The 25,875-nt window shown below is 55.6% G+C and carries 25 protein-coding genes; 9 read left to right on the top strand and 16 right to left on the bottom strand.

Annotation, left to right across the window (positions count from 1 at the left end; translation table 11 throughout):
• Positions 1–122: 122 nt before the first annotated feature.
• Positions 123–1,478, top strand: coding sequence for an FtsX-like permease family protein (locus tag NFR25_RS00550; RefSeq protein WP_251197302.1), 1,356 nt, complete (start codon positions 123–125; stop codon positions 1,476–1,478).
• Positions 1,479–1,554: 76 nt separating this feature from the next.
• On the opposite strand, the gene NFR25_RS00545 is transcribed toward NFR25_RS00550, so the two are convergent.
• Complete coding sequence (locus tag NFR25_RS00545) at positions 1,555–2,532, bottom strand: Fic family protein (RefSeq protein ID WP_251197301.1); 978 nt, start codon at positions 2,530–2,532, stop codon at positions 1,555–1,557.
• 213 nt (positions 2,533–2,745) lie between these two features.
• Positions 2,746–3,288 (bottom strand): hypothetical protein, encoded by a 543-nt coding sequence (locus tag NFR25_RS00540; protein WP_251197300.1) that lies wholly within the window; start codon positions 3,286–3,288, stop codon positions 2,746–2,748.
• Between the two features lie 250 nt (positions 3,289–3,538).
• Between NFR25_RS00540 and NFR25_RS00535 the strand changes: the two genes are divergently transcribed.
• Positions 3,539–4,525 carry a helix-turn-helix transcriptional regulator gene (locus NFR25_RS00535; protein ID WP_251197299.1) on the top strand — a complete coding sequence of 329 codons (987 nt, stop codon included), beginning with the start codon at positions 3,539–3,541 and terminating at the stop codon, positions 4,523–4,525.
• Complete coding sequence (locus tag NFR25_RS00530; protein WP_251197298.1) at positions 4,522–5,235, top strand: NAD(P)H-hydrate epimerase; 714 nt, start codon at positions 4,522–4,524, stop codon at positions 5,233–5,235. Before NFR25_RS00535 ends, NFR25_RS00530 begins: the two co-directional genes overlap by 4 nt.
• A gap of 31 nt (positions 5,236–5,266) precedes the next feature.
• Here NFR25_RS00530 and NFR25_RS00525 read toward each other — a convergent pair whose 3' ends face one another.
• From NFR25_RS00525 to NFR25_RS00515, 3 genes are all read right to left on the bottom strand, one after another.
• On the bottom strand, positions 5,267–6,346 hold the full coding sequence (locus NFR25_RS00525) for an HpaII family restriction endonuclease (RefSeq protein WP_251197297.1): 1,080 nt from the start codon (positions 6,344–6,346) through the stop codon (positions 5,267–5,269).
• Positions 6,336–7,355: a DNA (cytosine-5-)-methyltransferase gene (gene dcm / locus NFR25_RS00520; protein ID WP_251197296.1), complete on the bottom strand. Its 1,020-nt coding sequence runs from the start codon at positions 7,353–7,355 to the stop codon at positions 6,336–6,338. Before dcm ends, NFR25_RS00525 begins: the two co-directional genes overlap by 11 nt.
• A gap of 219 nt (positions 7,356–7,574) precedes the next feature.
• A complete protein-coding gene (locus tag NFR25_RS00515) occupies positions 7,575–7,838 on the bottom strand; it encodes a hypothetical protein (protein WP_251197295.1) in 264 nt (87 codons plus the stop codon).
• A gap of 238 nt (positions 7,839–8,076) precedes the next feature.
• Between NFR25_RS00515 and NFR25_RS00510 the strand changes: the two genes are divergently transcribed.
• The 4 genes from NFR25_RS00510 to NFR25_RS00495 all read left to right on the top strand — a co-directional run bounded on the left by NFR25_RS00510 (position 8,077) and on the right by NFR25_RS00495 (position 14,491).
• Positions 8,077–9,972: an InlB B-repeat-containing protein gene (locus NFR25_RS00510; RefSeq protein WP_251197294.1), complete on the top strand. Its 1,896-nt coding sequence runs from the start codon at positions 8,077–8,079 to the stop codon at positions 9,970–9,972.
• A 274-nt stretch (positions 9,973–10,246) separates the two neighbouring features.
• Entirely contained in the window at positions 10,247–12,706 is a 2,460-nt protein-coding gene (locus NFR25_RS00505; protein WP_251197293.1) for an MBL fold metallo-hydrolase, read from the top strand.
• 49 nt (positions 12,707–12,755) lie between these two features.
• On the top strand, positions 12,756–13,193 hold the full coding sequence (locus tag NFR25_RS00500) for an MGMT family protein (protein WP_420840593.1): 438 nt from the start codon (positions 12,756–12,758) through the stop codon (positions 13,191–13,193).
• A 5-nt stretch (positions 13,194–13,198) separates the two neighbouring features.
• The gene (locus NFR25_RS00495; RefSeq protein WP_251197291.1) at positions 13,199–14,491 is read left to right on the top strand and encodes a glycoside hydrolase family 3 protein; all 1,293 of its coding nucleotides are present in this window, start codon (positions 13,199–13,201) and stop codon (positions 14,489–14,491) included.
• A gap of 49 nt (positions 14,492–14,540) precedes the next feature.
• Here NFR25_RS00495 and NFR25_RS00490 read toward each other — a convergent pair whose 3' ends face one another.
• The 7 genes from NFR25_RS00490 to NFR25_RS00460 all read right to left on the bottom strand — a co-directional run bounded on the left by NFR25_RS00490 (position 14,541) and on the right by NFR25_RS00460 (position 20,742).
• Positions 14,541–15,698, bottom strand: a complete 1,158-nt coding sequence (locus NFR25_RS00490; RefSeq protein ID WP_251197290.1) for a hypothetical protein — start codon at positions 15,696–15,698, stop codon at positions 14,541–14,543.
• Between the two features lie 66 nt (positions 15,699–15,764).
• Positions 15,765–16,727 carry a magnesium transporter CorA family protein gene (locus NFR25_RS00485; RefSeq protein WP_251197289.1) on the bottom strand — a complete coding sequence of 321 codons (963 nt, stop codon included), beginning with the start codon at positions 16,725–16,727 and terminating at the stop codon, positions 15,765–15,767.
• A gap of 313 nt (positions 16,728–17,040) precedes the next feature.
• Positions 17,041–18,039, bottom strand: coding sequence for an aldo/keto reductase (locus NFR25_RS00480; RefSeq protein ID WP_251197288.1), 999 nt, complete (start codon positions 18,037–18,039; stop codon positions 17,041–17,043).
• Positions 18,040–18,063: 24 nt separating this feature from the next.
• Positions 18,064–18,474: a nuclear transport factor 2 family protein gene (locus NFR25_RS00475; protein ID WP_251197287.1), complete on the bottom strand. Its 411-nt coding sequence runs from the start codon at positions 18,472–18,474 to the stop codon at positions 18,064–18,066.
• 8 nt (positions 18,475–18,482) lie between these two features.
• Positions 18,483–19,091: an NAD(P)H-binding protein gene (locus tag NFR25_RS00470; protein WP_251197286.1), complete on the bottom strand. Its 609-nt coding sequence runs from the start codon at positions 19,089–19,091 to the stop codon at positions 18,483–18,485.
• A gap of 38 nt (positions 19,092–19,129) precedes the next feature.
• Complete coding sequence (locus NFR25_RS00465; protein ID WP_251197285.1) at positions 19,130–19,900, bottom strand: carboxymuconolactone decarboxylase family protein; 771 nt, start codon at positions 19,898–19,900, stop codon at positions 19,130–19,132.
• A 2-nt stretch (positions 19,901–19,902) separates the two neighbouring features.
• Entirely contained in the window at positions 19,903–20,742 is an 840-nt protein-coding gene (locus NFR25_RS00460) for an SDR family oxidoreductase (RefSeq protein WP_251197284.1), read from the bottom strand.
• A 125-nt stretch (positions 20,743–20,867) separates the two neighbouring features.
• On the opposite strand from NFR25_RS00460, the gene NFR25_RS00455 reads away from it, so the two are divergent.
• Positions 20,868–21,764 carry a LysR family transcriptional regulator gene (locus NFR25_RS00455; RefSeq protein ID WP_251197283.1) on the top strand — a complete coding sequence of 299 codons (897 nt, stop codon included), beginning with the start codon at positions 20,868–20,870 and terminating at the stop codon, positions 21,762–21,764.
• An 87-nt stretch (positions 21,765–21,851) separates the two neighbouring features.
• On the opposite strand, the gene NFR25_RS00450 is transcribed toward NFR25_RS00455, so the two are convergent.
• Both NFR25_RS00450 and NFR25_RS00445 read right to left on the bottom strand, forming a co-directional pair.
• The gene (locus tag NFR25_RS00450) at positions 21,852–22,442 is read right to left on the bottom strand and encodes an NAD(P)H-dependent oxidoreductase (protein ID WP_251197282.1); all 591 of its coding nucleotides are present in this window, start codon (positions 22,440–22,442) and stop codon (positions 21,852–21,854) included.
• A gap of 269 nt (positions 22,443–22,711) precedes the next feature.
• Positions 22,712–23,302: a TetR/AcrR family transcriptional regulator gene (locus NFR25_RS00445; RefSeq protein WP_251197281.1), complete on the bottom strand. Its 591-nt coding sequence runs from the start codon at positions 23,300–23,302 to the stop codon at positions 22,712–22,714.
• 67 nt (positions 23,303–23,369) lie between these two features.
• Between NFR25_RS00445 and NFR25_RS00440 the strand changes: the two genes are divergently transcribed.
• The gene (locus tag NFR25_RS00440) at positions 23,370–24,107 is read left to right on the top strand and encodes an HXXEE domain-containing protein (protein WP_251197280.1); all 738 of its coding nucleotides are present in this window, start codon (positions 23,370–23,372) and stop codon (positions 24,105–24,107) included.
• A 217-nt stretch (positions 24,108–24,324) separates the two neighbouring features.
• Here NFR25_RS00440 and NFR25_RS00435 read toward each other — a convergent pair whose 3' ends face one another.
• Both NFR25_RS00435 and NFR25_RS00430 read right to left on the bottom strand, forming a co-directional pair.
• On the bottom strand, positions 24,325–24,771 hold the full coding sequence (locus NFR25_RS00435; protein ID WP_251197279.1) for a flavodoxin family protein: 447 nt from the start codon (positions 24,769–24,771) through the stop codon (positions 24,325–24,327).
• A gap of 10 nt (positions 24,772–24,781) precedes the next feature.
• A complete protein-coding gene (locus NFR25_RS00430) occupies positions 24,782–25,804 on the bottom strand; it encodes an alpha/beta hydrolase (RefSeq protein WP_251197278.1) in 1,023 nt (340 codons plus the stop codon).
• Positions 25,805–25,875 lie beyond the last annotated feature (71 nt).

Here is a 25,875-nt window from a genome sequence, read left to right as displayed (position 1 = left end):
AGCCATAGGCGTGCCTCCCGCTCGGCTTCATCGACATGCAAGCGGCATCGTTCAACAGTCGCCGTTTGGCAATGACCCTGCAAGCTGCTGCATGATCAACACGCTCACACGATAGGAGCTCCATGTATCTTAAGATCGCATTCGGCAATATTCGCCGTGCTCTTTCGGATTATTCCGTCTACTTCCTTACGCTCATGCTAGCTGCGTGTTTGCTCTACGCGTTCACTTCATCGATGGACTATCTGCTCGCACTCGACCTGACCGACCAACAGCGCGATCTATGCGCTTCATCGGCGAACATAACAGAAGCATTCTCGATCTTCATGGTCATCGTGTTCGCATTCCTGGTGCTCTATGCTAACCGCTTCATCCTGCGCCGCCGTTCCCGCGAGTTCGCGCTCTACGGCATCTTAGGTATGGGTGGTGCGCGCGTCTCGATGATCCTTCTGCTCGAAGGTGCGATCGTGGGCGTGATCGCTCTCGTCTGCGGGATAGTGCTGGGCATCCTCGCTTCACCGCTGTTCGGTGTGGTAGCAGCTTTCGTCTTCAACGCGCCCTGGAGCCTGGTGCTCGAAGTGTTCCCTCAAGCGATCATGTGGACGAGCGGCTGCTTTTGTGCTCTGATGCTGTTCGCAACGTTGTTGGGCATGCGGTCCATGCGGAAAAAGAGCCTGCTCGAGCTTCTGAGCGAAGACCGTACGCCTCAAGAGAGCGTGAAGACCTCGCGCATTCCGCGCGCCCTGCAACCCATTGTTGGATTCGCGCTGAATCTGGTGGTTTGGTATGCGTGCCTGTTCAATTTGCCGCTGTTCCTTGGTTTCATCGTGCCGCTTGGTGTGGCTGCCACTTTCGGCACGGGCTTGATCTTCCGTTATTTTGCTGGGCGTATTCCAGAGCGCCGCGCGCGCCGTCATCCTGATTGGTATTGGCGTGGGTTGAACAGCTTCGTTACACGTCAGATCGAGTGGAAGGTGGGCGCGTCGTCGACCGCGATGGCCTGCACTTGTGTGCTTGTAGCGGTGTCCATCTGCATGATGGTGTCAGGCATGGCGTTCAGTGTCGGGATGCGTCTGGGCTCAAACGAAATACTGATCGATGCGCTTTCGCCCATTGGCTACATCGGTATCTTCTATGGACTTACGTTCTTGGTCACGGCTTCTGCTGTGCTGGCGCTGCAGCAGCTTTCGGAAGGGGTCGAGTCCATCGAGCGCTACAAGACGCTCGCGAAATTAGGGACTTCAGAGAAGATGCTGAAGGGAGCGGTGCGCAAACAGGCTGCCATATATTTCGCAGCTCCCTTTGTTGGCGCTTTGGTGCACTGCATCTTCGGCCTGGCGTTGATCGCGTTCCTAGCCTTCTCGCTCGGTTCTGGTCAATTCCCGCTGATCGTTGGTGGAACCATTGGCGTCACCTTCGTGCTGATGTTGGCTTATTACGCTCTTACCTGCCGACAGTGTGCTCGCATGCTCGTGAAATAGCGGCGCACACAGGCTCAGGCTCTTAGCAGGACAAAAAAGGATGGAGGCAAAAGTGTCCCCATGGAGCGCTGAGGGGTTAGACCTCGCCCGTCTCGCTCTCTATCTTCGCCTGGGCGCGCGTAGCGGCTTCGCGAATCACGTTGACGAAGAAGCGGATCCAGCCTTCAAAGTCGCCATCAAGCTCTACGGCTTCGATAGCGCCGTAATAACCCATAGCGCGTTCTCGCAGTACATCCGAAAGGGGCAGGATGGGCGCAGGGATCTGCCTTGCCTCGAGCAGCATTAACACGGTGAGGATGCGTCCGATGCGGCCGTTGCCATCGATGAAGGGGTGGACGACCTCGAACTGGTAGTGCGTCAGCGCAATGCGCGCCAGCACGGGCAGATCCGAGTCTTTATGAATGAAATGTTCGAGTTGGCTGAATGCCTCGATCATGTCTTCTTCTACGGGAGGGACGAAGCGTGCCGTTGCGAGCGTGCTGTCTGGGCCTGATATCCAGTTGGGGGAGCGGCGAAATTCGCCCGGGTAGCGCTTTTCGTAGCGCGGACTTTGAGTCATCAGGTAATGGGTGTTCTCAAGTAAGCGCCTGCTCAGCGGAAGATCGTCGAAGGGCTTGAGCGCATAGCGAAACGCTGCAGCCAGATCGTCTATCTCGCGCAGATCGATATCGTCAAGTGGTGCTGGCGCGCCAAAGGGTGACCCGCCGAAGAACGTGAACGGCGATTCGATCGCGGGTGCGGTGATCGAAGGCGAGTCGAGCACCAGTCCTGCAGGCATGCCGATCTCGCGTCCTTCGGCAAGCTTCCAAGAAGATTCCGCCTCGCTTGCGATCGCAACCTCGACCATCTCTGCCTGCTGTTCAGCTGAAAGCGCACTAAACGAACCCGTTAACTGCCCGAGCGCAAACTCAGCTTCAGCAACATTGCGCACCAGATCGTCTGACCATTCGATCGAGATATCTTGCAGCGCGGTAGGCGCGAACGAAACGAACGACGCCTCACCTGCAAGGTTCCGTCGCGTCCGTCCTGATCTCGATTCACGAATCTCTTCCATCGCGCCCTCCTTCGTTCAAAACCATACCACGCCGGACACTTTGGGACGGAGGCAAAAGTGTCCCGCGCACTATCTCGATGGACTCCCTATTCTACCAATTGGGGACGGGTTCAATCCTGTCCGGGACGGTTTAGGGACAGGCTCAAACTTCAAATCAAACGCACTTTAACCTGTCCCCAAACTGTCCCAGACAAAAATGAACCCGTCCCCCAGCTAGGCCGCGTGATGTTGCGTGCAGGGGAAGGGCTGGGTGTCTTCGTCTTCCTGCAGGGTGCGTGCATTGCGCCAATCGCTTTCCCCAGGCGTTACGATGAAGCATCCTGAAGGGTTGTAGCGCGCCCTGCGCACCTCACACCCACGTCCAGGCGCTTGACCCGAAGCCGCATAACGTGGGTCTGTGAACCAACGCCCCTTCGACAGTTCATAGAGCTCGCTCTTGGCTGCATGCAATTCGCGTTCGCACCCACGCAGCTCCTTGTGTAGTTTCTTGATCCAGGGATGAGCCGTAAGAAAGAGGAGCGCTCCGAAGAGGCTGAAACGTTTCTGCGGGCGCTCGAGTTTATCGAGCCGATCCTTCAAGACCCTCGATTGTGCAACGGCGCGGCGATAACGCTCGGCGCATTCGCTGGCAACAACATCGAAGTCTTCCAAGACCAAGCTGGCCCCACATTGAGGGCAAGTCGATCTGGCGTGTTTTGCGGCAATGCTCGTGTGGCAGTTCCAGCATTCGAATCGGTGGTTCGTTTCAGTGTTCATTTTTTGCTCCTCCTTCCAACGATCGATGCGAAGCGGGCCGAGGCTGCCTGTTGGCTTCACCCGCTTCGCATGGCTTCAGTATCGGCTCTTGGGAACTATGAATCTGTCCCACTTTCGGGACAAGCGCAAATTTCCCCCTGTCCCAATCCAGGGACACCTTTTAGTGCATTCATGCGTAATATGAAGTATCATCAACTAGAACAATGCATGGGATTCCTGGGAGCAAAGCCCGATACAAAACGAGGTGAATATGCCGAACAACAGCAAATCGAAATTGAAGCTGCTCTACCTGAAGCAGATACTTGAAGAAGAGACCGATGCTGAACACGGCCTGACCATGGCGCAGATCATCGATCGGCTGGATAGCTACGACATCCCTGCGGAGCGCAAAGGAATCTATCGCGATCTGCAAACTTTGCGCGAGTTCGGCTTGGACATCCAAACGTATCAGCGCAACCCGGTCGAGTACGCAATCGTGCGCCGCGACTTCACGCTATCCCAGCTCATGCTTTTAGTCGATGCGGTTGAGTCGTGCAAATTCCTTACGAACCGTCAGTCGCGCACGCTCATCACGAATCTGAAGCTGCTGGCCAGCGACCATGAGCGCGAGCAGCTCGACCGCCGCATTCACGTGGCAGGCCGTATCACCTCCAAGAGCGAAAGCGTGTTCGAATACATCGACATCCTGCATGATGCCATGAGGCAGAACAAACAGGTGGAATTCATGTACTATCGCTATGCTATGAGCGGCATGCGTGAGGCCACGCACGAAGGCAAACCTCACGTGGTCACGCCCGTGGGCATCACCTACGCAGAAGGTTTCTACTATTTGACCGCGTGGAATGAAGAGCGCGATGGCCTTTCGGAATTCCGCATCGACCGCATGGATAAGCTTCGCGTTTCCGATCAGCGCGCGATACGAAATGACATCATCGCAGGCTATTCTTTTGGCGGCGATGAATACGAAAGCTTCGGCCGCTTCAGTGGCGAGCCAGTTACGGCAGAGCTTTTGGTCGACGGAAGTAAAGTCGAGATCATCATGGACCGCTTTGGCGAAGCTGCTGAATGGTTCAAACACGACAGCACCACCGCGAAGGCAGTGGTGAAGATCCGCAAGTCCGAGCCGTTCTTCGGGTGGGTCGCGGGTCTTGGCGGCACCGTGCGCATTCACGCGCCGAAGAGTTTGAAGAATGAGTACCGCGAATACCTGTTGGATTTGGCAGAGGGAGCGAAATGAGCAGGCTAATAACCGATCGCCAGGAGCTGGAGAAGCGTGTGATGGACGTTGCTGATGTGGTGGCTTGGGAACAAGAGATCGCCGCGTCTGGCACTCCGTTAGCCGAGCTGATGCGTCATGCAGGTGCCGCAGTTGCTGAAGTTGCGGTAGAAATGCTCAGCGAACATGAAACCCCGATAGGCGAACAGCGCATTGTGATTCTATGCGGCTCAGGCAATAACGGGGGAGACGGCTGGGTAGCTGCCGAATTACTTGCTGCTCAGGGCTATCCTGTTATGTTGGCCTCTCGCGATGTGGCGAAGGACTTGAAAGCTGAACCGGCCCGCACGAACGCGTTGCTTGCCTGTGAGGCTGGCGGCTTCGATATTATGATCGATCCCAACACCCAGGACCTGGCCGCATTGCTCGATTCATCCACCTTGATGATCGACGCTATCTTAGGAACAGGGTTCACTCACGACACCGTCCGCGAACCCTACAACAATTGGATCGCCCTCGCGAATCAAGCCCGCGAAGCAAACAGCACTAAGATCCTAGCCGTAGACTGCCCCAGCGGCCTCATCGCGCAAACGGGATCCACAGCCACAACCTGCATCAAAGCTGATGCAACCATAACCATGCTGGCAGTGAAGCCAGGACTTTTGCATTTGGAAGCAAGCCAAAATACTGGAGTTTTAAGGCTCGCAACTCTAACGGAACACAGTGGGTAATCTCGAGCAATTAGCTACTCGAAGTTTTCAACTATTTAAATCGAATTTGTAGGTTGAGTTTAATTTGAACCTCGCCGTTGTTTTCGTAGAGGCTCATATAATCGTGTCTAGATGTCGAAGGACGTTCAAGGCATGTATGTTCAAGCAGGTATAGTTCAAATGCTTCTCGATTATAAATATGGTAAGCAAGCACTTCTCCGTCTTTTTTGACAAGAATATATCCGCCGTTTGCTTCTTCGCTGCCGTCCCATAGGGTAGAAGGTTTCATTCCTAGTGCGCATGCGCAGAGCATCTTTCTAATTTTGTATGCGTAGACATCAGCTCGCTTGAATCCGCAGGGGTTTTCGCAGGCTAATATTTCAACCAAATCTTTAACAGAAGATATGTCACGGCTATAGGCAATTAAGAGCATATTAGCAACGATGTCAGGAAGAAGGCTGTCGATTAAAATCAGGTTTTCTTCAAAGACTTCACTTACCATGCCAGCATACGAAAAAGAACCCCTTGAAGAGTAGATTTCGCCAATGCGGTCTTTGATTTTTGAGCGAGAATCGATTGCATTAATTCGCGAAATGTCTTCTTCAGATAATCCTCTAACAGTAAAAATAAAATTTGTGGCTTTGCTTGCATTAAGAAGAGTTGGAGAATGTCCCAGCTCCGATTTGATAGAAAAGCCGACATCCTGCTGTGAATTTGTGTAGAGATCCTCAATCCTCAGACTAATATCTGTTTTGTCGGTAGACGGAGCTTTGATTTTATGGATAAGGATACTGTTTGCGAAGTCTTCGATCTGAGTAATTTCAAAACTGTTTGAGTTCATATTGATTTCAAACAGAAGCTCTTCTGCCTTTTCCTCGAGCGTTGTTTTAGGGATAACCCCTTCTTTAATTCCGTTTACAACTAGGTCTATGGTACCTTCGTCACGATTAATATAATATTCGACCGTTGAACCTTGTCTCTCATCCCTGGTCGCCTTTACAACGGGATAGTAGACCTCTGCAATGCGCTCAGCTTTATCGTTTGCTGCATAAATTCGCCCATCTGCGAGAATTTTAAACAGTGCATAAAGTTCCGACCATTCACCTTTGTTGCCGCTCATCTTATTGGGCATTATCAAGTACCGCCTTAATTTGTTCCGCAATTGCTTTTATTACGGGGATAGTTACCGAGTTTCCAAATTGCTTATAGTGTTGAGTGTCGCTTAAAGGGAGCACGAAACTTTCTGGAAAGCCTTGCAACCTTGCCCATTCTCGCGGTGTCATTTTCCTGATATCTTCTTTATTGATTTCACCTTTGATGTTTGTGACAGGAGTCATGGAATGCTCGCGATGGTCAATTATCAGATTTCGTTCGCGCCCCATGCCCCCGCAGACAATCGCCCCAGCAATGCTGTCTAAGGGACGAATCTCGTAGCCAAACCCATTACCCAGAGATTCATGTCTTGCTCGATGCCTACGCAAGGTTTCTACGTAAACATCGGAAAGATAATATTTAGCACTAATAGGTGCTGGATCGAGAATGTCGGCGATCGTCTTTTTTTCCCCAGCATGCGTTGGGAAATTGAAGCTACTGGGTGCGATGTCTTCACGAAAAGCGACAATATATATGCGCTCTCTATTCTGTGGCACACCAAAATTCTTAGAGTTTAAGATCTTATAAAAAGGTACATATCCATCTTCACGAAGGGAGTTCAGGATGATAGATAGAGTCCGTCCTTTATCGTGAATCGGTAAACCTTTAACGTTTTCGCAAAAGATTACTTTAGGTTTGTTTTCCCGTTCGGTACAAATTCGAAGCGTGTCGAAAAACAACGTGCCTCGAGCGCGGCCTTTGTAGCTGTCTTCAAAGCCTTTTCGATTACCAGCGAGGCTAAAAGCCTGGCACGGAAATCCTGCAAGGCAAATATCAAAATCAGGAACTTCCGAAGCTGTTATTGAGGTGATATCACCAGCTATTTCGAATGTATCGGCATAGTTTGCCTGATATGTCTTGCGAGCAGGAGTGTCGATTTCGCTGACGAATATGGTTTCAATATCCTTTCCAAATGCCTGATCAAAACCCATTCTAATTCCGCCAATACCAGCAAAAAGGTCAATTGCTTTATACTTGCTTTTGCCCATGAGTTTGTTGGTTCCTTTCGGGTCTGAACATTCGAAGGGTGTCGCGAAGAGTTCTGAAACAATAACAGCTTTTATGAATTAGCTTGAGACAAGACTAGCTGCGTACTCTGGCTTTCTATTATAAGTATATTTGTGTTTGAGTTGTGACCGAAATAGGGACATCCTTTTGATTTGAATATGCGTAGAAACACGCAGTAACTTTGAGTCTTTCCAGAGATCCTAAGAACTGGTGTGGGATAAGATTGATATCAATTCATCGAGCGTGAATTCTTGTCGTAGCGCCTCAATCTCTTCTTCGCCAAGATCGATCCATTCCCCACAGGAAATTACGTCGCCAGCCCAAGTGTTTGACTTAGGGATATAAACCAAGTTGTATTCTTTCGTCGTGCTCATAATTCCTTTGGCTCCGTAAAGCGAAAACGAAAGGAAAACTGCTTCTTCTCCGCCATACGTTCCGCGAGCAATATTAATCGGCAAGGCCATAAAACTCCCTCTGTTAGAAGACGCTTACCAGATTAAAGCAATAGGGGTCTGGCCGCTGTCCTGTTTGTGACCCTGACCCCTAGATTTGATGGAGAAGCTCGTTTTTCGTTGCGTCTTATATATGACCTCTGTACAGTGAACTCTAATGATCGTGTTGCTGTTTGACGCGATGCCAGGAGCTCTCAACAAACAAATTCCTACATCTCAAGCAGCTTGCTAGATAAACGAAAGGCGTGCCATGAAGCTACTGAATTGGGTAGTGCTCGCAATACTTACCGTATGTTCGATCGCATTCATCGCGCTCTATTTCTTGCTGGGTTTCAACACCATCGACTGGCCTGATGGCATGGTGCTCGCAGTAATTTGGTGGATCGCGATAATCGCGGTTGGCGTTGCCATCCATCTTCAGAAACGGCACTTCGACAAACAGGACGAAAATGGCCGAGCGCAAGCTGAAGGATCAACCACGAGCAAGCGCTCTGCAAGGGCGGAAAAAGGCTCGGTGGGTACGGCTGTTATCGTGGCGATCTTGGTACCTACGCTCGCATTCAGTACGTTCTCGGTTACGAGCTTTGCTTCTGCTGACGAACCATCCTCAGCGACCCGTACCACCTCCGACCATAACGACCCGTGGTTCTACAAGCTCTCGTCCGATTCCGACGGCATCGACCTGTTCTACAGTGTCGCGGGAGCTCCGCTCGTTCAGCTTCAGCCTGGGGAGGTTCTTGAGGAATCTCACCAGATCCCCGTTGAGTTCTTTGTTCGTCCGAAGGCTGGTTACCTGGTCGATTCGACCTTCAAGCATAGCGGTAACGAGTATGGCTTCGTGGCTCCGAATTCGAACGGGATCTATTCTCCTGTTGGCACGAACGAGCTTCCTGGTTTCGACGACGCGGTGAAGGAAGCGCTCGAGATGGGCTGCACAAAGGAGTTCCACTATTCCTTCGTTGAGGGCGCCCCTTGGCGCTATTACATCTATCGCGAATTCCAGATCACGGTCAAGCCTTTTGGGGTCACCGCCCAGTTCAATCTTGACGGCGGCACGCTGGACGGAAGCGCTACGTACGATGACGCCAACATCTATTATGGATCGCAGGTCGAGGGGCATGCTGACCAATATCTTATCGCGCTACCAACTGAAGAGCCGCAGCGTGAAGGCTATGTTTTCGCAGGGTGGATGGTAGGCGAGCAGGCTGATCTGTTGCCTGCCGGGTCTCAGGTGAACATCGAAGATCATTGGCGCTACCTTTATGATCATTCCACCAGCGAAGGAGCTTCGCTGCCGATCGTTGCACAGTGGAAAGAGGAAGCGGTCGAAGCGCCCGCACCCGATGAACCGAGCGATGATGAGGGCAACGGATCCGTTGATGGCGGCGATTCTGAGGGAGCTGGCTCCAACGGTGATGGCTCAGATGGCGATAGTTCTGGTGATAGCTCTAACGATGAAGGCTCCAACAACGAAGGCGTAAATGGCTCAGGGGACTCAACTGGTTCGGGCAGCCCCGATGATTCTGCCAGTGCGGGAGATGCTAGCTCGGATAACGCAAACTCTAGCCCCGCTAAACCTAACGACCCCACGAACACGACCCCAGGTGGCTCTAGTGCAAATGGCTCATCGAACAGCGCGGGTTCGAACAATGCGGGTTCGAGCAACGCTGCCTCGAGCGATGCGAGTGGGTCAGCGGGCGGCAGTTCTGTAGGTACTGCGCCAGCGGGCAGTGCAACCACGCCCAGCACCACGCCTGCTGCTGCCGGATCTGCCACCTCAAATGCCATGTCGGGCGATACTGAGCACGGCAAGACGCTGGTGAAGAACCAGGCTACCGTGGGTGCGATCCCTGCCGATATTCCCTTTGCAGCAGGAATCGATTCTGCGGTGAAGACCTTGCGCGACGGCATCTATGCCGCTGAAGATTCGATCACGGATGACCCAGTGGCGCTCTCCTATGGTCTTTCGAACGCGAATCGCGGCTGTTGGGTTTGTGGTTATCTGAAGGCGGGCATCGTCATCACGCTGCTCTATGGAGTGGTGGTGTTGATCTATCGCGCGGTTCGTCACAAGCGCAAGAATAGCGGCGATGCGTCGGGGGAAGAGGGTAGTGCTCCAGGCGCGCCAGCAACTGCTTCGGTGTAGTTTCAAAGCGGTACTTTCACGTGCCTTTTCTCCAGAAATTCGACCGCCAATTTTGCAAAATCAGTGTGGCGCTTGAAATGATATTTTCCGTGAGTAAACTAGGTAAGACCAGCTGTTTAATTCATCATTCAAACGCACCACTAAAGCTGAATAACAACGAAATGAACGCTCGAAGATCGACCGCTTGGGTTGTTTTGTCTTTTCACCCGTTTGATCCATTGCGCAGAAGTGGTGGTGGGCCGATCTTGTAGGCGCTCTTACAAGTCTCGACGGCATGATAGGACGTGTTTTGGGTTACCTGGTAACGCTTCAACGAACTTTCAAGCGCGGCTGCATCGCGGCAGTCGCTTTCATCATGGCTTTCGCGCTGGCATTCTGCTTCCCAGTGGGTGCGCAGTCGGCGCAAGCGGCAGATCTTCCTACGCTGGAAAAGGGCCAGGTGCGCATTCACGTGCTTCCTCTCGACAGCACGGATGCGATCATCATCGAATGCGATGGCCGCTTCGGCATGGTGGACTCCGCCGAAGACTCGCTTTCCCCTGATGGTTCCGATTTCCGCTATCCGCATCGTCCTGGCACCACTGAAGGTTGGGGCCGCGAAGACCAGGTCATCGCTTACATGAAGAAGATCGGCGTGACCCAGGATAATCTTGATTTCTATATCGGCACCCACCCTCATAGCGATCACATCGGCACTGCTACTCAGATCATTCATGAATTCCATCCGAAGACCATCTACACCCCGGTTTACGACGATAGCTTCATCACCAGCGCATCGAATCTGTGGGATAACCAGTTCGTGTACGACCGTCTGGTAGCGGCTGCTACTTGGGCGCAGGAAGCCTATGGTGCGCGTTTCATCCAGCACCTTGATCCTAACTACATCGAACCTGGTGAGGTCACGAAGCCTGCAAAGCCGACCGATCCTGACGAGGGAGAAGATGCCAACAAACCTTCTGGCGGCGATGACGGCGACGATGGAGACGACAAGAAGGGTAACGGCGAAGACTCAGGCGATTCCACGGGCAAAGATGACGGTGATGGCAACGCAACTACTGAGGGCAACGGCGGTGAAGACGGTGATGGTAGCACCGACCCAGTCGATCCTACCGATCCTACCGACCCCGTTGATCCTGTGGACCCTGTAGACCCAGTCGACCCCATCGATCCCGATCCTGAACCCGACCCAGATCCCGTTGACCCTGACCCGGTCGATCCAGCCGATCCGAATACTGGTTCGCCCGTATTCAAATTGGGCAGCGCAACCATCGAGATCTTCAACTATGACGAAACCTATCAGACCACCAAGGTGCGCGACGCGAACTACTTCTGCTATGGCGTCAAGGTTACGGCGCCCAATGGTCGTACCGCGTTCCTTGCGGGCGATATCAATAACTACACCGACGGCGATAGCAACGGTGTAGGCGACGAAGATCGCTTGGCTCAGGTGCTGGGTAAGATCGATTTCCTGAAGATGGGCCATCATGGTCATTCGGGTTCGAACACCCCTGCCTATCTGCGCGCCATCTTGAAGGCGTCGCAGGGCAGCGACCGTGCAGTGGTGGTCCAAACGGGTGTCTTCGCTAATATGCCCGAAGAGACCATCAAAGCGCTCAACGAACTGGGCGTGAAGCACTTCCAGGCAGCATCTGCGCTCACGCGTGGGCAGGATGCGTTCGTGGTCGACCTGGCCACCAATGGTGTGCGCACCAATGCTGATGGCGACCAGACCATCATCACTCAAGTTACCAACCATGCACCTTACGCGTGCCTCTATCGTGACGGCCTGCCCTATGCGGGCACGGGTTGGCACGAGGGCAGTGACGGTGAGCTCTACTACTTCGGCGAAGCAGGTAGTGCTGGCTCGAGCGTTGCGCTTACGGACTGTTGGGCAACCTATAACGGCAAGCGCGTGTATGTGAGCAGTAACGGTCGCATGACCTCCGAATGGGGCAAGATCGATTCGAAGTGGTACCTGTTCGATGCTGAGGGCAACATGCTCCATGGCTGGCAGAAGGTCAAGAACAAGTGGTATTACCTTGAAGACGACGGCAGCATGGCAACGGGCTGGAAGAAGCTTGGCTCCACATGGTATTACCTGGATGAGGTCAATGGCGACATGAAGACTGGCTGGTACGTGGTCGATGGTGTGCCGTATTATTCGCAGCCGAGCGGCGCGATGGTCTCGGGCAAGGGCTGGAAGAAGCTCGAAGGCATCTGGGGCTACGTCACTCCTTCTGGTGCACTCAAGACCCAATGGCTCAAGGACGCAGGCAAATGGTATTACCTGCGCGATACGGGCAAGATGGCCACTGGCTGGGCTGAAGTTGACGACACTTGGTATTACCTGAACAGCTCGGGAGCCATGAAGACTGGCTGGCAGAAGGTCAAGGGAACTTGGTATTACCTAAATGGCTCGGGTGCTATGAAGACCGGCTGGCAGAAGGTCGGTGGCAAGTGGTACTGGCTTGAAGAGTCGGGGGCCATGAAGACTGGCTGGGTCCAGGTGGACGATACCTGGTACTACCTGAATGGTTCAGGTGCCATGAAGACGGGCTGGCAGAAGATCGGTGGTACCTGGTATCACCTGCAGAGCTCAGGCGCTATGACCACAGGCTGGCTGAAGTCTGGCGGCAAGTGGTATTACCTGAAGGATTCCGGCGCGATGGCTACGGGCACCTATACCGTTGACGGAACTACGTATCGCTTCAATTCCTCGGGCGCTCTGCTATAAGCCTGCGTTTCACGTTCCAATGGGAGATTTTGCGAACAGGGTCTTCGGCGTGGTGAAGCATATCCCACGCGGGAAGGTCTCAACCTATGGTCAGGTCGCGCGCCTGATCGGTGCGCCGCGTTCAGCCCGCTATGTGGGCTATGCTCTTCGTGCGAATCCTGAACCTGGCACTGATCCCCATTCCATTCCTTGTCATCGTGTGGTGTTCAAAGACGGCCGCATGGCAACTGGTTTTGCTTTTGGCGGGGAAGAGGTCCAACGCAAGTTGCTCGAAGACGAGGGCGTTGCCTTCGACGATGAAGGCCGCGTTGTGATGGACGAATTCCTCTGGAATGGCATTCCTGAACAGGAGCTTTCAGACGAAGGATTACCCATGGGTCCACCGCCCGATTTCGATTGGGAGCGCGAACTGGCTGAATATCCTATCGAACACGATCCTGCAACGTGCGGCAAAGACTGCCCTAACTGCAAGCAGCGGGCAAGGTAGGTGTCGTGGGGTTTTCGGGAAACAAGACAGGTGCCTGGCGTTCGAGCGAATGTAACGTAGATTTGAATCTGACGGCTTCGTCTAGTGCGGTGTCTCGCCGTAGTTTTTTGGGACTTGCGGGTGGCGCGGCATTGGGTGTTGTAGGCCTTTCGTTGTTCGGTTGTTCATCACGTGATGAGGCAGCCGCTGAAGAAGACTATCTGGGCCTTGCAACGAAGGATCGAAGCTTGAGCGATCTGGACCGTCAGGTCGATGAATTGATCGAGAGCTTGTCTGACCGCGAGAAGCTCTGTCAGCTGTTCGTGGTCACTCCTGAAACGCTCATGGACGTGAAGGGCGCGGTCACTCAAGCAGGCGAGGCTACCCAACAAGCACTAGAGACCTTTCCTGTTGGCGGGGTGGTCTATTTCGCGAAGAATCTTGCCAACGAAGCGCAAGCATCTGCCATGCTGAACGGCACGTTCGACTCCAGCATCGCCGCTAGTGGGATCCCGCCTTTCTTGTGCGTTGATGAAGAAGGCGGCACGGTGGTGCGCATCGCGGGCAAGAGCGGATTCTCTGCAGAGAATGTGGGCAACATGGCAGACATCGGCGCTACGGGCGATCCGGCTCAAGCGCAAGAGGCTGCTGAATATATTGGTGGTTATTTGAGGGATCTTGGCTTCAATACCGATTTCGCCCCTGTGTGCGATGTTGCTAACAATCCCGAAAGCAATACGATGCGCAAGCGTTCGTTCGGTAGCGATCCAGAACAGGTTGCCAAGATGGTGGCTGCACAGGTGATGGGCTTTACCGATACGGGCGTGCTGTGCAGTGCGAAGCATTTCCCGGGCATCGGTGCTGCAGTGGGGGATAGTCATGATGAACGCATCTTCTACAACGGTACCCTTGAGCAGCTGGAAGAGACCGAGCTGGTGCCGTTCAAGGCCGCGATCGAGGCGGGCGTTCCGTTAGTGATGGTGGGTCATCTTTCGCTGCCTGAAGTGGTGGGGGATGAAACGCCTGCGTGCCTTTCGAGCGCGATAGTCACCGACCTTCTGCGTAACCAGCTTAACTTCAAAGGTATTGCTATTTCTGACTCGCTCCAGATGGATGCCATCGCTGACTTCTATTCCACGGATGAAGCCTGCGTGATGGCACTGCAAGCAGGTTGCGATCTGCTCCTTATGCCCGATAGTCTTTCAGCTGCGCTGGCGGCTCTTGAGGCGGCGCTTGAAGATGGAACAGTGACCTGGGATCAGGTGCACACGGCTTTAAGACGAATCCTCCGCATCAAGTTAGCCTATCTTGATCAGTAGCGCCGAGGTCTTTCGCCAGGTCAGCGTTGCATAGCGCGGTAGGGTGAGGCTATTTCGCGGGAAGGTATCGTGCGGGGTAGACGATGAAGCCCAGCTTCCAAATACGGGAGAGGGCGGCCATGACCAACACCGCAAGAGGGTAGCAAGCCAGTATGCAGGCGGCGGCGCAGACGATGCCCCACCCGCCATCGCAAGCAAACGCCCCAATGGGTGAGAATCCGCAGGCGAACAGGGCGAAGAATACGAGCTCCGCCAATATTTCATGCATCAGCCAGATTGCCATGGTGTATTGCGTGACGAAGCCGAAGAACTTGTTCTGAGCTCCGTTTTCGAATCGCGTAGCCGAGAGCGCGTAAAAGCTCAAAAGACCAAGCGCCGTTAGAACGCTCAGGCAGGCGGCTTCGGTGATATTGAATACGAAAAGTGCTGCACCAACTGCGAAGAAAGCCACTACTGCGCATGCTGCCACCCCTTTCGTAAGCTTTTGGTCCAGCTTGAAGAATTGCAGTGCTATACCTAAGATGAACCAGATCCAGTTGTCCATCATCTGCATGATGTAGTAGGGGATGAAGAGGCTTTCGTTCGTGTCGGCCAGCACGACCGCCACGGTTTTCACCATAAGCCCCAAGGCGATCAGTACGCCCATGCCGCGCGTAGTCTGCGGTGTGCGTGTGACCACGAAGAATCCCAGCAGCACGATGAAATATCCCACTGGTCCGACTGGCTGTATGAACGCTGCATGGATGAAGTTCTCTGCAGTGAGCCCTGGAGCCGCCTCGATGAGCCCTGAGCGCATCAGTTCAGGCTGCAATGCCATCAGGCTTCCTGTGGCCAGCGTAAGGATAGTGAACGCGAAGAACGGCACGAGCAGCACGATCACTTCGCGCTTCATGTAGTTCGCCCAGCTGCAAATATCCGTCACCTTTTGGTAGCGCTGAAAGAGCAGTCCAGCGCCGAAATAGAACACGCCGAGAAGCAGCGGGATGATCCAGGTGCTGCCCCAGGCATGGAACGAATTTGCCGGAACAATTCCTAAAGCGATGAATACGCCGAAGATATACCATGCGGCGATCAGGAGCGTGGAAACAGCTTCTGCGTTGAAGATCCAGGTGTCGGGTGCGGACTTGGGCGCGTGCCCGTGCATCTCGTGTGCAGAAACTGCTGGTTTCAGACGGATCTTTGTGGATATGTTCGCAGTAGTTGCCACGACCTGTTGCCTTTACGAGCTTACACTAACCCTTGTTCGCGATCGATCTTACGAGACCATGGTAGCTTACTTCAAGAACTTCCCGAAGTGCAGGATCAGCGTGGCCACGGCGCAGAGGACGGCGGCCACTGCCACGGGGACCCATGCCCATTGGACGAGCGGCAGCCCTTCCACGTTCATGCCGTAGAAGCTGAAGATGATGGTGGGGATGGACAGGATCAGTGTGATAATGGTGAGCGTCTTCATGGTGTGGTTCAGATTGTTGCTGATGACGCTGGAGAAGGTGTCCATGACCCCCTCCAAGATGGACGTGTAGATGGAGCACATTTCGCTTGCTTGTGCTATCTCGATGCGCACGTCATCGATGAGGTCGCGGTCGTCGTCGTATAGCGGGATGGCGCGACCGTGGCGCACTCGGGCACCCGTGTCCTCCAGGCCCTGCAGCGACGTGGAGAAATAAACGAGTGATTTCTCCAAACCGAGCATCTTCATGAGCTCGGAGTTCTGCATGGTGCGGCGTAGTGTGCTTTCGTATTCACGGATCTGACGGTTGATGGAGCGCAGGCATGACACGTAGCGCTGCACGATGCGCAGGAGAACCTTCAGCAGGAACTGCGTGTAGCGGCCCGTGTGTACGTCTCGGTGTTTCCCTTCCGCAAAATCGTCCAGGATGTCGTTCGGGCGCAGGGACAGCGTCACCAAGCAATCCTTCTCCTGCAGGAAGATGAACGCAAGGGGATGGGTGTCGTACTGCTTCACGGATGAGTCCACTGCCTCGTTTTCGTCCTCAGGGAAGGGGCAGTCGACGATGACGAGGGTCTGGCCTGTGTCTTCATCCACGTCCACATGGGATGTCTCTTCGTCGTCGAGGGCATCCTTGATGAATTCGGGCACAATACCCAAAGTATCCAAAAGCCACTGGCGATCTTCGGAGGTGGGCTCCAGCACATTCACCCAGCAACCCTTCTCCAGGCCTTCAACCTGCTCAACCACTCCGTTGCGAGACTTGTAGAAAGAAATCACGGGCACTCCGTTCCTGATGGGCGCCGACCGATATCAGCAAGGCGCACTCTATGCAAGTACGTACAAAGAATACACCTTGTCCCATGGCAACAGCCCTACGTTAGGCTGAAATCTGTAAGGGCCGCCCGAGAATCGGCTTTGCGCCTGGTTTTGGGTGGCCCCGATGTTGCGCGTGGCATACGGAAGGCATTTTCGCGGTATGTGAGTACAAGATGCTGCGATCCGAGAGAGGTGGCTTCGATGAGGATGTTCGTGCCGGAATGCGCTTTCAGCTTCTCCAACAAGGGAAAGCGTTCTCAAGCGAGATCCTTGTTCAAGGTTAGTTCGTCGGGGAACCGCCGAAGACCTCGGACATCTCCATCGAATCGAGCGCCTCGTCGATGGCGGCCACTTCGTCCGGGCTCAGGTCTATGCTCGCAGCCCCTAGGTTCTCTCGGAGCCTCTCGGGCTTTCTGGTTCCAGGGATGGGCACGATCCATGGCTTCTTGCAGATCATCCATGCGAGGGATATCTGTGCCGGTGTCGCATCGTGCTCGCTCGCGAGATCATTTAGGAGCGCGAACAGGCCCGCGTTCTGCTCCATGGCCTCATCAGTGAACTGCGGCATGACCGCACGATAGTCAGTGCCGTCCTTCTCGAAGCTGCTTCCCTTGCCATAGGCTCCCGTGAGCAGCCCGTTTGCCATGGGGCTGAACGCAACAAGGCCGATGCCGAGCTCTTCAAGGATCGGGAAGATGGTCTCGTAGTGGCGCGCCATCATGGAGTAGCGGTTCTGCACCGCCGCAAGCGGACACACCGTATGCGCACGTCGGATAACGTCCTCATCGACCTCGGAAAGCCCCCAATGAAGCACCTTGCCTTCTCGAATGAGGTCGCTCATCACCTGGGCAACCTCCTCCACAGGCACGTTCGGATCCTGGCGGTGCTGGTAGTACAGGTCGATGTGGTCCGTCTTGAGGCGCTTGAGCGAGCCCTCGACGGAGGAGCGTATCACTTCGGGGCGCGCGTCGGGCACGAGCGCATGGTTCACACGCCCGTCGTTCAGGTCGAAACCGAGTCCGAACTTCGTGCCGATGATCACCTGGTCGCGGTACGGCGCGAGCGCCTCTCCGACGATGCGCTCGTTATGGTGCGGGTCTTCGGGTGTTCCGTAGCACTCCGCCGTGTCGAAGAACGTACAGCCCTCCTCCACGGCGAGCCTTATGAGGTCGATTGCCTCCTTCTCATCGGTCGGCTTGCCGTAGGCGTGGGAGAGCCCCATGCACCCCATTCCGACCGCGGAGACCGCCAACCCCTGTCCGAGCTCTTGCTTCTTCATATCATGTCTCCTTCCGTTTGCATCTCAATAGGTCGAGGCGCGGGATTCGACCAGCACCCAGCGACCGTCCCGCTTCTCGGCGCGCAGGTCCTGCTGGAGTCGCCAGGTGTTGCGGCCGCCCCCGAAGACCGCTGCATTGATGCGTGAGCGTCCGCGAATCCTCGCCGTTGCGGCATCGGGCGCGACTTCCACGTCGATGGAATCATGCTCCGTTGAGTAGTAGTTCAGCGTGCCGTCCAGCACGGCCGCGATGTACTCGTCCCTCGTCTGCACCATCCCGGTCATGTGGATGAGAGCGTAGTCCCCGGCGCAGAGGCGTCGGATACCCTCTCCATCCTTATCCATGGAGTATGCGCATAGCTCGTCGTAGAGCCGCGCGCACTCGTATTCGTCTGTTCCCTTCTTATAGCGGGCGAGCGCATCTTGGGACATCATCCGCCGTCCTATGAATTCGGGGTATTGATGCCAACGCTGTCGTGTGCGTAGAGGGCTGGGTCGGCGATCAACTTCATGACCAGGTCGGCGATGCTCTTACGGGATACGTCGTGACCGCCGAAGGGTTCGCCCTTGCGCGTGACCTCGTAGTCAACGGGGCCGCTCGTGAACCAGCCGGGTCGGATGACGGTGTAGTCGAGGTCAGATGCTTCGATCATGTCAGCAGCCTCGCGGTAGGTGGAGAGCATTGGGTTGTACTCCAGGTTTCCGTCCGCGCCCCATGCGGGGATCTCGTTGTAGATACCCATAGACGAGATGAAGATGAGGCGTTTCACGCCCGTGCGGTCCATGGATGCCACGATGTCGCGCGCCATGCTGGCAAGATCGCCCGAGAGTGCAGCGAAGACCGCATCGCTTCCAGCGATCGCCGCGTCGAGCTCGGCGACATTGCGGACGTCTCCCGCCATAGCTGTCTCACGCGACGGGTCTTCGATCTTGATGTGATTCGCGGAGCGCGCAAACAGTACCATCTCATCGTTGGAGTTCTCAAGCAGGTATTCGGTCACCGTGCGCCCGATCGAGCCGGTCGCACCGATTATGGTCACTTTCTTAGTCATAGTTGTTCCTTTCTTGATGATCAAGTCTGTCGAAACCTTTACGCCTTCGTGGCTTCCTCGATGGCCGCGAGCGCATTCAGCGTGCGCGGGTAGCCGATGAAGGGCAGGTTGCTCGACACCACGCGGATGAGCAGTTCCTTGGTGTTGCCCACCGAGATGTTCGCTGCCGCATGAGCCTTCGCTTGAGCATCGCAACCGCCTTGGGCGGCGATGTAGCAGAAGGTAACGATCTCGCGCTGCTTCAGGTCAAGGCCGCCGCGGGTGTACCAATCGCCAAAGCAGTTGTCTACAAGCCACTCGTTGATCCACGGATAGTCGGGATCGCCCTTGTCCTTATAGCCGCGCATGCCTTCACCGAATATGTCGATCTGTGCTTGCTCACCTGCGGCCATGCGGCTATCTCGCGTGGGCTCGGAGTGCGCCTGTTCGGGAAGCGGAAGCTCCACTCCTTCGGCCTCCAGGATCTCGTTGGTTGCCTTCAGGAATGGGAGCACGCGCCCGATGCCAAGGTATGCCACTGCCTGGTAGACGATCTCCTTGGCCTGCACGGGGGAGATACCGTTGCGCAGGGCTGCGGGCAGGATGGCGCGGTATTCGTCGATGCCCTGACAGCCTAAAAGAGTCGAGAGCCACCCAAGGTAGCGCGTCTCGTCATCAAGCTCCACCTGGGCTACAACTTCATCGAAGGCGAAGTTGTCGAAGCGTTCGATGAACTCGGGGTCAGTGCGAAGAAAATCGCTCTTATAACCCGGGAACATCTTCTCGTGAAAATCTTGCGCCTCGGGCGTGATGCGAGCTTGATAGGTCATGGTTACTCTCCTTCAGGGAAATCGGTGGAAGCGGCTAATTTGGTTTGCGTCTTGTAATCAGCGACGCGCTCTTCCAGGCGATTGATAGTATCGCGCAAAGCTTGGCTTCCGTACACCTGGCGAAGCGGGGCAGGTTCGATGGTCACTGACTCGATCATGCGTGCAGCCATCTTCGCAGGATCGCCTGCAGCCAAGCCCTTGGACGGGTCGAGCATGTTCAAAAAGCCGTGCACGTGGTCGTACTCGGGCATGAGGTTCGCCACATGAGCACTGCCGTAGCGGAACTCGGTGCGAGCGCCGCCTGGCTCCACGATGGTAACGCCGATGTTGAACTTGGCGACTTCTTGGGCCACTGACTCGCAGAAGCCCTCGATGCCGAACTTGCAGGCGTGGTAGAGGCTGTTGGATGCGAATGCCACCTGCCCGCCATAGCTGGACACCTGGATGATGCGTCCGCCGCCTTGCGCGCGCAAATGGGGGAGCGCCGTGCGGATCACCTGGATAGAGCCCGTGAGGTCGGTGGCGATGATCTTGTCGATGTCGGCATCGGAAAGCTCCTCGGCGGCCCCGAAGAGGCCGTAGCCTGCGTTGCTCACGATGACGTCGATGCGCCCGTGACGCTCGAAGGCCTCATTGATGACGGAGTGGACGGCAGGAACGTCGGTCACGTCTAAGATTACGCAGTCGAAGGTGTCGGGGTATTTTTCGATGAGCTCTTCCACCTTGTCCTTACTGCGCACGGTGCCGATGACCGTCTTGCCCGCCTCGAGCAGTTGGCGAGTCATTTCGTTGCCGAATCCGGAGCTCACGCCAGTGATGAGCCAAGTGTTGGCGTTTTCCATTCTGACTCCTCTCAAAAGAAGACCTGTCGTTGTTTTATGGGTCTATAGTAGAATTGGTGATGCTAATGAACAATTCCAATTGCTACTGATAATCATTAGCGTAGCTTATGAACAGGAAGGCCTTCATGATCATAAGGCAGCTCGAATACTTTTGTGCGGTATGCCACCATGGCAGCTTCACGCAAGCCGCCGAAGAACAGTTCGTGTCCCAGTCCGCTATCTCTCAGCAAGTCAAGGCGTTGGAAGCGGAACTGGGAGTCGAGCTGCTGGAGCGCAAAGGCCGCAGTTTCACCATCACACCTGCGGGTCAGACCTTGTATCGCAAAGGCTCGGATATCCTGTCGCAGCTCGACGATCTGCGCTTCGAGGTCGAGAGCATCGCTAACGGCTATGCCACGAGCCTCACCGTCGGATATCTCAACCGCTACGACGGCTGGGAGGTGCAGGCAGCTGTGGCGGCTTTCGCTGCGCGCCATCCCCACATAGAGATCAACGTTTGCGGCGGCAGCCATGACGAGCTCTACAACATGGTTATGAGCGGAGAAGCGGACCTCGTGTTCAACGACCAACGCCGCGAGCTTTCCGAGGACTTCGTGAACCTGCACCTCATGACGGGATACGGGTACGTGGAGATATCAGAGGTCGACCCGCTCTCGAAGCTCGATGCCGTTTCGGTCAAGGATCTCAAGGGTAAGTGTGCCATCCTCATAGCCGCGCCCGAAATGGCGGAAGTGGAGCGCGCTTATTACCGCGACCATCTTAACTTCGATTGCGAGTTTCGGTTCGTCGGATCTCGCGAGGAAGGACGGATGCTGGTAGCGGGCAACCATGGCTTCATGCCCATAGAAGCTCGCCAGAAAACTGGGGCATCTGGTACCATCGTCAAGCGCATCCCGCTCGTTGATGCCAAGGGATGCCAAACATCCCAAAGCTATTACGCGTTCTGGCTGAAGAATAGGACAAGCCCTCTGGTAGAGGAATTCGCGAACATCCTTGCGGGCCTCTTTTCAAAGGAAAGTTAGCCAGTAGCAGCCGCTCTTTTAGGAGCTAAGCCGCACCGAGTCTGAGGGAAGTTGCCTCGAGGCGGATGCTCTCGACGCACGCACTCCCTAAGCGAAATGCTTCTCAAGGTGCTTGCGGTAGTCATCAAGCCCCTTTTCTATCTCGGGGTTCTTGAAGATGTCGTAGATGGCGAAGCTGGGTAGTACCTCCATGCCGCAGAAGCGGAAGGTGTCGGTGATGTCGGAGAGCATGTCCTCGCAGGAACGGCCCTGGAATGTGGGGTTCGTAGGATTGTCGAAAGCCTCACGGGGAGCGTTCATCGTAGTGCAGACCATGACCTTGCGCGGGGCCATCAGGCCGCCCGAGCCATACTGCTTGGAGGGGTCATGGCGCGTGCGGCCATCGCCAGTTAGGAACGTCTCGCGGTGAAGCCCCACGTTGAAGACCTCGTCTTCGTACTTCTTCCAGATCCAGGGAGCGGAGAACCAGTTGATGGGGGTCTGGAGTACTACGGCGTCGGCATCGAGCCACTTCTGCGCCTCTACCTCGGGGTCGTAGCCGTCTGCGATATGGATCTCCACCACTTCGTCTCCGCGAGAGAGGAAGAATTCCTTAGCAACGCTCTGGCAGGATGCGTTCAGCTCTCCCTCTGACCAGTTCGGGTAGGGCAGATGCGCGTTGATCAGATAAACCTTCATGGCGGTTCCTTTCGTTGTAGCGGATGTCGATCCAGCGGAGTTTCATGCGATCATTATAGTTGACTGAATGTCAGTAATATGAATAAACGTACTGCCAACACCCTTTTTCAGCTGACGGAGCTGAGCGACGAGATGATGGTCTCGATGGTAGAGGTTGGCGCATACGACCATATACCATCGCCAAGAGATATCTGCATTGAGACACTCATGAAACTAAGCGACGGGGCGCAGTGGATCTGAACTGGGTTTGCTGAAATACAAGCCGCGAGCTATTCACTTGAGGAAGAGATCGACCTCATCGTCTCTAAGATGCCGGTACCCAAGGGGCGCTCGAAGAAACGCTGTGCTACGCTTTGATCGGCATGGAGGTCGCCGCGCCCGATACGCCCCAGCATCTCAACCACCCCAGCGAACATGAAGTCGAGCTCCAGGGCCGTCAGGGCATCCAGCGATTCCTGGCGCAAGCCCATCTCCTTCATCCACAATTCCTTGAGCGAGCGCTTTAGGATGCTCGGCAGGATACCCGACCTATCGGAGGCGAAGAGCGCGACGCGCCTGAAGCGCGCGGCAGCATCCGGCGCGAGAGCGCTGGCCCAGGCCTCCCCAGAGACCATGGCGCTCGCGAGGCGCGCATCCAGAGCCTCGTTCAGCGCGGTCTCCACGAGCGCATCGTAGCCGTCGAAATGGCGGTAGAGGGTGTTGGGCGACACTCCCGATCGGCGCAGCAGCGCAGACACCTTTATCTCAGGGTAGGGCATCTCGTCAAGCAGCTCCCAGAATGCCGAGATGATCCTTTCGCGAGCGCTCGGCTCCGTGCTATCTTTCCGCGGCCTGCCCATAACGGTAACGAATCGCCCCATCCTTCGATTTTTCCATAACAGTAACGACATTATACTTTAGCTATAGCAAAAATCTGAAAGGACGACTATGGATCTCGCAGGGCAGTTCTTCTACGCTTGGCCATGGATGGGACTCGGCATGGCGGCGATCATGCTCGTGCTCCTCTTCGGCACCGACCTGCTTCGCAGCAACAGTGGCAAGCGCTGGCTCGACCCAGTTTGGCTCGCCTGGTGCGCGATGCCCGCGTACCTGGTCCACCAGTTCGAGGAGTACGCCCTCAACATGGTCGATGGGTCCTTCCTCATCATCGACCAGGTGTTCGCGAACGCGGGGAGCGTCATGGACCTATCGAACCTGCCCTTGGCCTACTTTCCGCTCGTGAACATCGCGCTGGTGTGGATTGGGGTGCCTCTCTCGGCGTGGATATGCCGTCGCAATCCCGTTATCGGCCTTGCGCCCTACGGGTTCATCTTGGTGAACGGCCTCATGCATTGCCTGGGCACGCTGAGCGGCATGATGCCCTTGAGTCTGAATCCGGGCTTCTGGACTGGCACGTTCTTGTTCTTGCCTCTGGTTGCGCTCGTTATTTACGCAACGGTCAGGGTCAAGTTCATGAGCGGCGGCGCGCTCGCAGTCGCCCTCGTCTCAGGCGCGATCGCCCATGCGCTACTAGGAGCAGGCTATGCCGCAAGCGCTGTCGGAGGACCTGCCGCCTGCTTGATCTTGGGGGCGTTCGCAGGGGTGTCCTCCATTCTGTTCGCATGGCTCGGTTGCAAGCTCTTCAAGGTGTGGTACGAGTCACCGGCGGCAACGGCTGCCTCGTAGGCGCGACGCACTGTGAGCTCATCTATACCTACGGCCTCGGCAATCCACAGAAGGGACGCTGCGTTCAGCAGACTGTTGTAGCTGCGGCGAGCGCTTATCAAAATAGCAGCCTGGGCTACCGCGAATTAACCATGAGCGAAGGATGCGAAACCCTACTGCGCCAAATTGGCGCAGTAGGTCTGAACTAGGGTTCTCTGTGAAAAAAGCGATAAAGGGCCTATAGCTCCTTCGCCAACTCCGACGCCTCGCGCGCGTTCGTGGCCATGCCCATGTACTCCATGCCGTAGAGCCCGGCAAAGCGGTTCACAGTATACTCAGCGCGCTCCAGCATCGCAGGTGTGGGGGCTGCTCCCTGGAAGACGAAGAATAGGCGCTTGCCCGCCATGCTCCCCTCGGGAACAGGTCCATAGAAGCGGTCGAGCAGGTTGCGCACCATGCCCGAGAGGTCGTGCCAGTACACGGGAGACCCCAGCACGATGGTGTCGGCCTGCTTGAAGCGCGCTAGCACCTCGTCGAACTGATCGTCGTCGAAGTGCTGACCGTAGTCGTAGACCTTGTAGTCCACCAAGTCGATCTGATCGAAATCGTGACCCGCCAAAAGTTCGCGACCGAGCGCGGAGGTATTGCCGTCCTTCTCGCCGCCGCATATGAATAGGATGCTCATTGATGTCTCCTTACAAGTTGTTGCCGAAGAACTCGACAAGCTTGTCAGTAGCCTGTTTGACGTACTCCGGCTTCCAGTAGGTCTGGATGTGGGTCGCGCCAGGGATCTCGAAGATCTCTCGCACGGGGGCGTTCACGGCTGCCTCATAGCAGTCAATGGTCATGTAGCCGGTGTCGGCGTGGCTTCCCATCATCATGAGCAGCGGCACGTTGATAAGCTCGGCTCCCTGGCGGGCGTCCCAAGCCGCAAGCTCCATGAGGCTCGACACCGTGTAGCTGAAGGTACTGCCGGCCTTCGCGGCGTCGCGGCCATAATAATAGTAGCCCTCGCGATAGAGGTCGTAGGGCATGGCGTCGGCCTGCTCGGGCGTAGCGGTCTCGCACATGTTGGGCGTGAGCGCAGGAGCCTGCCCCTCGGCCGCGTCCTGACGTGCCCGGCACGCGGCGGCGAGGCGATCCTGGATGGAGTCAACCTGGCTTCCGCGGAATCCCTCGCGGCGCACCTCGCCGGAGTTGAACAGCGACAGCGTCGCCACTGCCTTGAAGCGCTTGTCAGTCTGGGCCGCCTTGAAGGTGTAACCGCCGCCTCCGCAGATGCCGAGCGCCGCCACACGATTGCGATCAACGCCAGGGTACTGCATGATGATGTCGCATGCGCGGTGGATGTCCTCCACGCGGTTAGCGGGTCGATCGAGGCAGCGAGGCTCGCCGCCGCTCTCGCCCTGGTAGGCCGCGTCGAAGGCGAGCGCTATGTAGCCGTTCTCGGCGAGCTTCTGGGCGTAGTTGCCCGCAACCTGGTCCTTCATGCCGCCGTTGGGGTGCGCCACGACCACTGCCGGGTAGCTTCCGGCGGGATCGTAGCCTGCAGGGGTGTAGACGTTGGCCACGGCGTAGAAGTCTCGGTAGGGATACTTGATGGCGTGGATGTTCACTGCGCCATCGACGTTCTCGGTGATGGCTCCTTTGTAGACGAGCCCGAAGGGGTTACCCTCCACGGAAACGAACTCGCGCTCTTCGTATGGTGTATCTGACATGGTTCGTCCTTTCGATTCTGTTGGTACAGGTATATGGTGCGCGGAAAAACGCCTTGGCGGAAGTCTCGATG

It is taken from the genome of Anaerotardibacter muris (assembly GCF_943192915.1).
GTDB lineage: Bacteria > Actinomycetota > Coriobacteriia > Coriobacteriales > Eggerthellaceae > Anaerotardibacter > Anaerotardibacter muris.
Note: the sequence above shows the minus strand (reverse complement) of the source record. Positions and strands in the feature narration are given on the sequence as shown.

Excerpts from the sequence above, each read along its gene's own strand:
- NFR25_RS00540 (WP_251197300.1), bottom strand. The coding sequence starts at position 3,288 with ATGAACACTGAAACGAACCACCGATTCGAATGCTGGAACTGCCACACG.
- NFR25_RS00450 (WP_251197282.1), bottom strand. The coding sequence starts at position 22,442 with ATGAAGGTTTATCTGATCAACGCGCATCTGCCCTACCCGAACTGGTCA.
- NFR25_RS00430 (WP_251197278.1), bottom strand. The coding sequence starts at position 25,804 with ATGTCAGATACACCATACGAAGAGCGCGAGTTCGTTTCCGTGGAGGGT.
- NFR25_RS00435 (WP_251197279.1), bottom strand. The coding sequence starts at position 24,771 with ATGAGCATCCTATTCATATGCGGCGGCGAGAAGGACGGCAATACCTCC.
- NFR25_RS00525 (WP_251197297.1), bottom strand. The coding sequence starts at position 6,346 with ATGCCCAATAAGATGAGCGGCAACAAAGGTGAATGGTCGGAACTTTAT.
- NFR25_RS00465 (WP_251197285.1), bottom strand. The coding sequence starts at position 19,900 with ATGACCTATCAAGCTCGCATCACGCCCGAGGCGCAAGATTTTCACGAG.
- NFR25_RS00475 (WP_251197287.1), bottom strand. The coding sequence starts at position 18,474 with ATGATGTCCCAAGATGCGCTCGCCCGCTATAAGAAGGGAACAGACGAA.
- dcm (WP_251197296.1), bottom strand. The coding sequence starts at position 7,355 with ATGGGCAAAAGCAAGTATAAAGCAATTGACCTTTTTGCTGGTATTGGC.
- NFR25_RS00455 (WP_251197283.1), top strand. The coding sequence starts at position 20,868 with ATGATCATAAGGCAGCTCGAATACTTTTGTGCGGTATGCCACCATGGC.
- NFR25_RS00505 (WP_251197293.1), top strand. The coding sequence starts at position 10,247 with ATGATAGGACGTGTTTTGGGTTACCTGGTAACGCTTCAACGAACTTTC.
- NFR25_RS00440 (WP_251197280.1), top strand. The coding sequence starts at position 23,370 with ATGGATCTCGCAGGGCAGTTCTTCTACGCTTGGCCATGGATGGGACTC.
- NFR25_RS00460 (WP_251197284.1), bottom strand. The coding sequence starts at position 20,742 with ATGGAAAACGCCAACACTTGGCTCATCACTGGCGTGAGCTCCGGATTC.
- NFR25_RS00445 (WP_251197281.1), bottom strand. The coding sequence starts at position 23,302 with ATGGGGCGATTCGTTACCGTTATGGGCAGGCCGCGGAAAGATAGCACG.
- NFR25_RS00480 (WP_251197288.1), bottom strand. The coding sequence starts at position 18,039 with ATGAAGAAGCAAGAGCTCGGACAGGGGTTGGCGGTCTCCGCGGTCGGA.
- NFR25_RS00550 (WP_251197302.1), top strand. The coding sequence starts at position 123 with ATGTATCTTAAGATCGCATTCGGCAATATTCGCCGTGCTCTTTCGGAT.
- NFR25_RS00515 (WP_251197295.1), bottom strand. The coding sequence starts at position 7,838 with ATGGCCTTGCCGATTAATATTGCTCGCGGAACGTATGGCGGAGAAGAA.
- NFR25_RS00530 (WP_251197298.1), top strand. The coding sequence starts at position 4,522 with ATGAGCAGGCTAATAACCGATCGCCAGGAGCTGGAGAAGCGTGTGATG.
- NFR25_RS00510 (WP_251197294.1), top strand. The coding sequence starts at position 8,077 with ATGAAGCTACTGAATTGGGTAGTGCTCGCAATACTTACCGTATGTTCG.
- NFR25_RS00470 (WP_251197286.1), bottom strand. The coding sequence starts at position 19,091 with ATGACTAAGAAAGTGACCATAATCGGTGCGACCGGCTCGATCGGGCGC.
- NFR25_RS00545 (WP_251197301.1), bottom strand. The coding sequence starts at position 2,532 with ATGGAAGAGATTCGTGAATCGAGATCAGGACGGACGCGACGGAACCTT.
- NFR25_RS00535 (WP_251197299.1), top strand. The coding sequence starts at position 3,539 with ATGCCGAACAACAGCAAATCGAAATTGAAGCTGCTCTACCTGAAGCAG.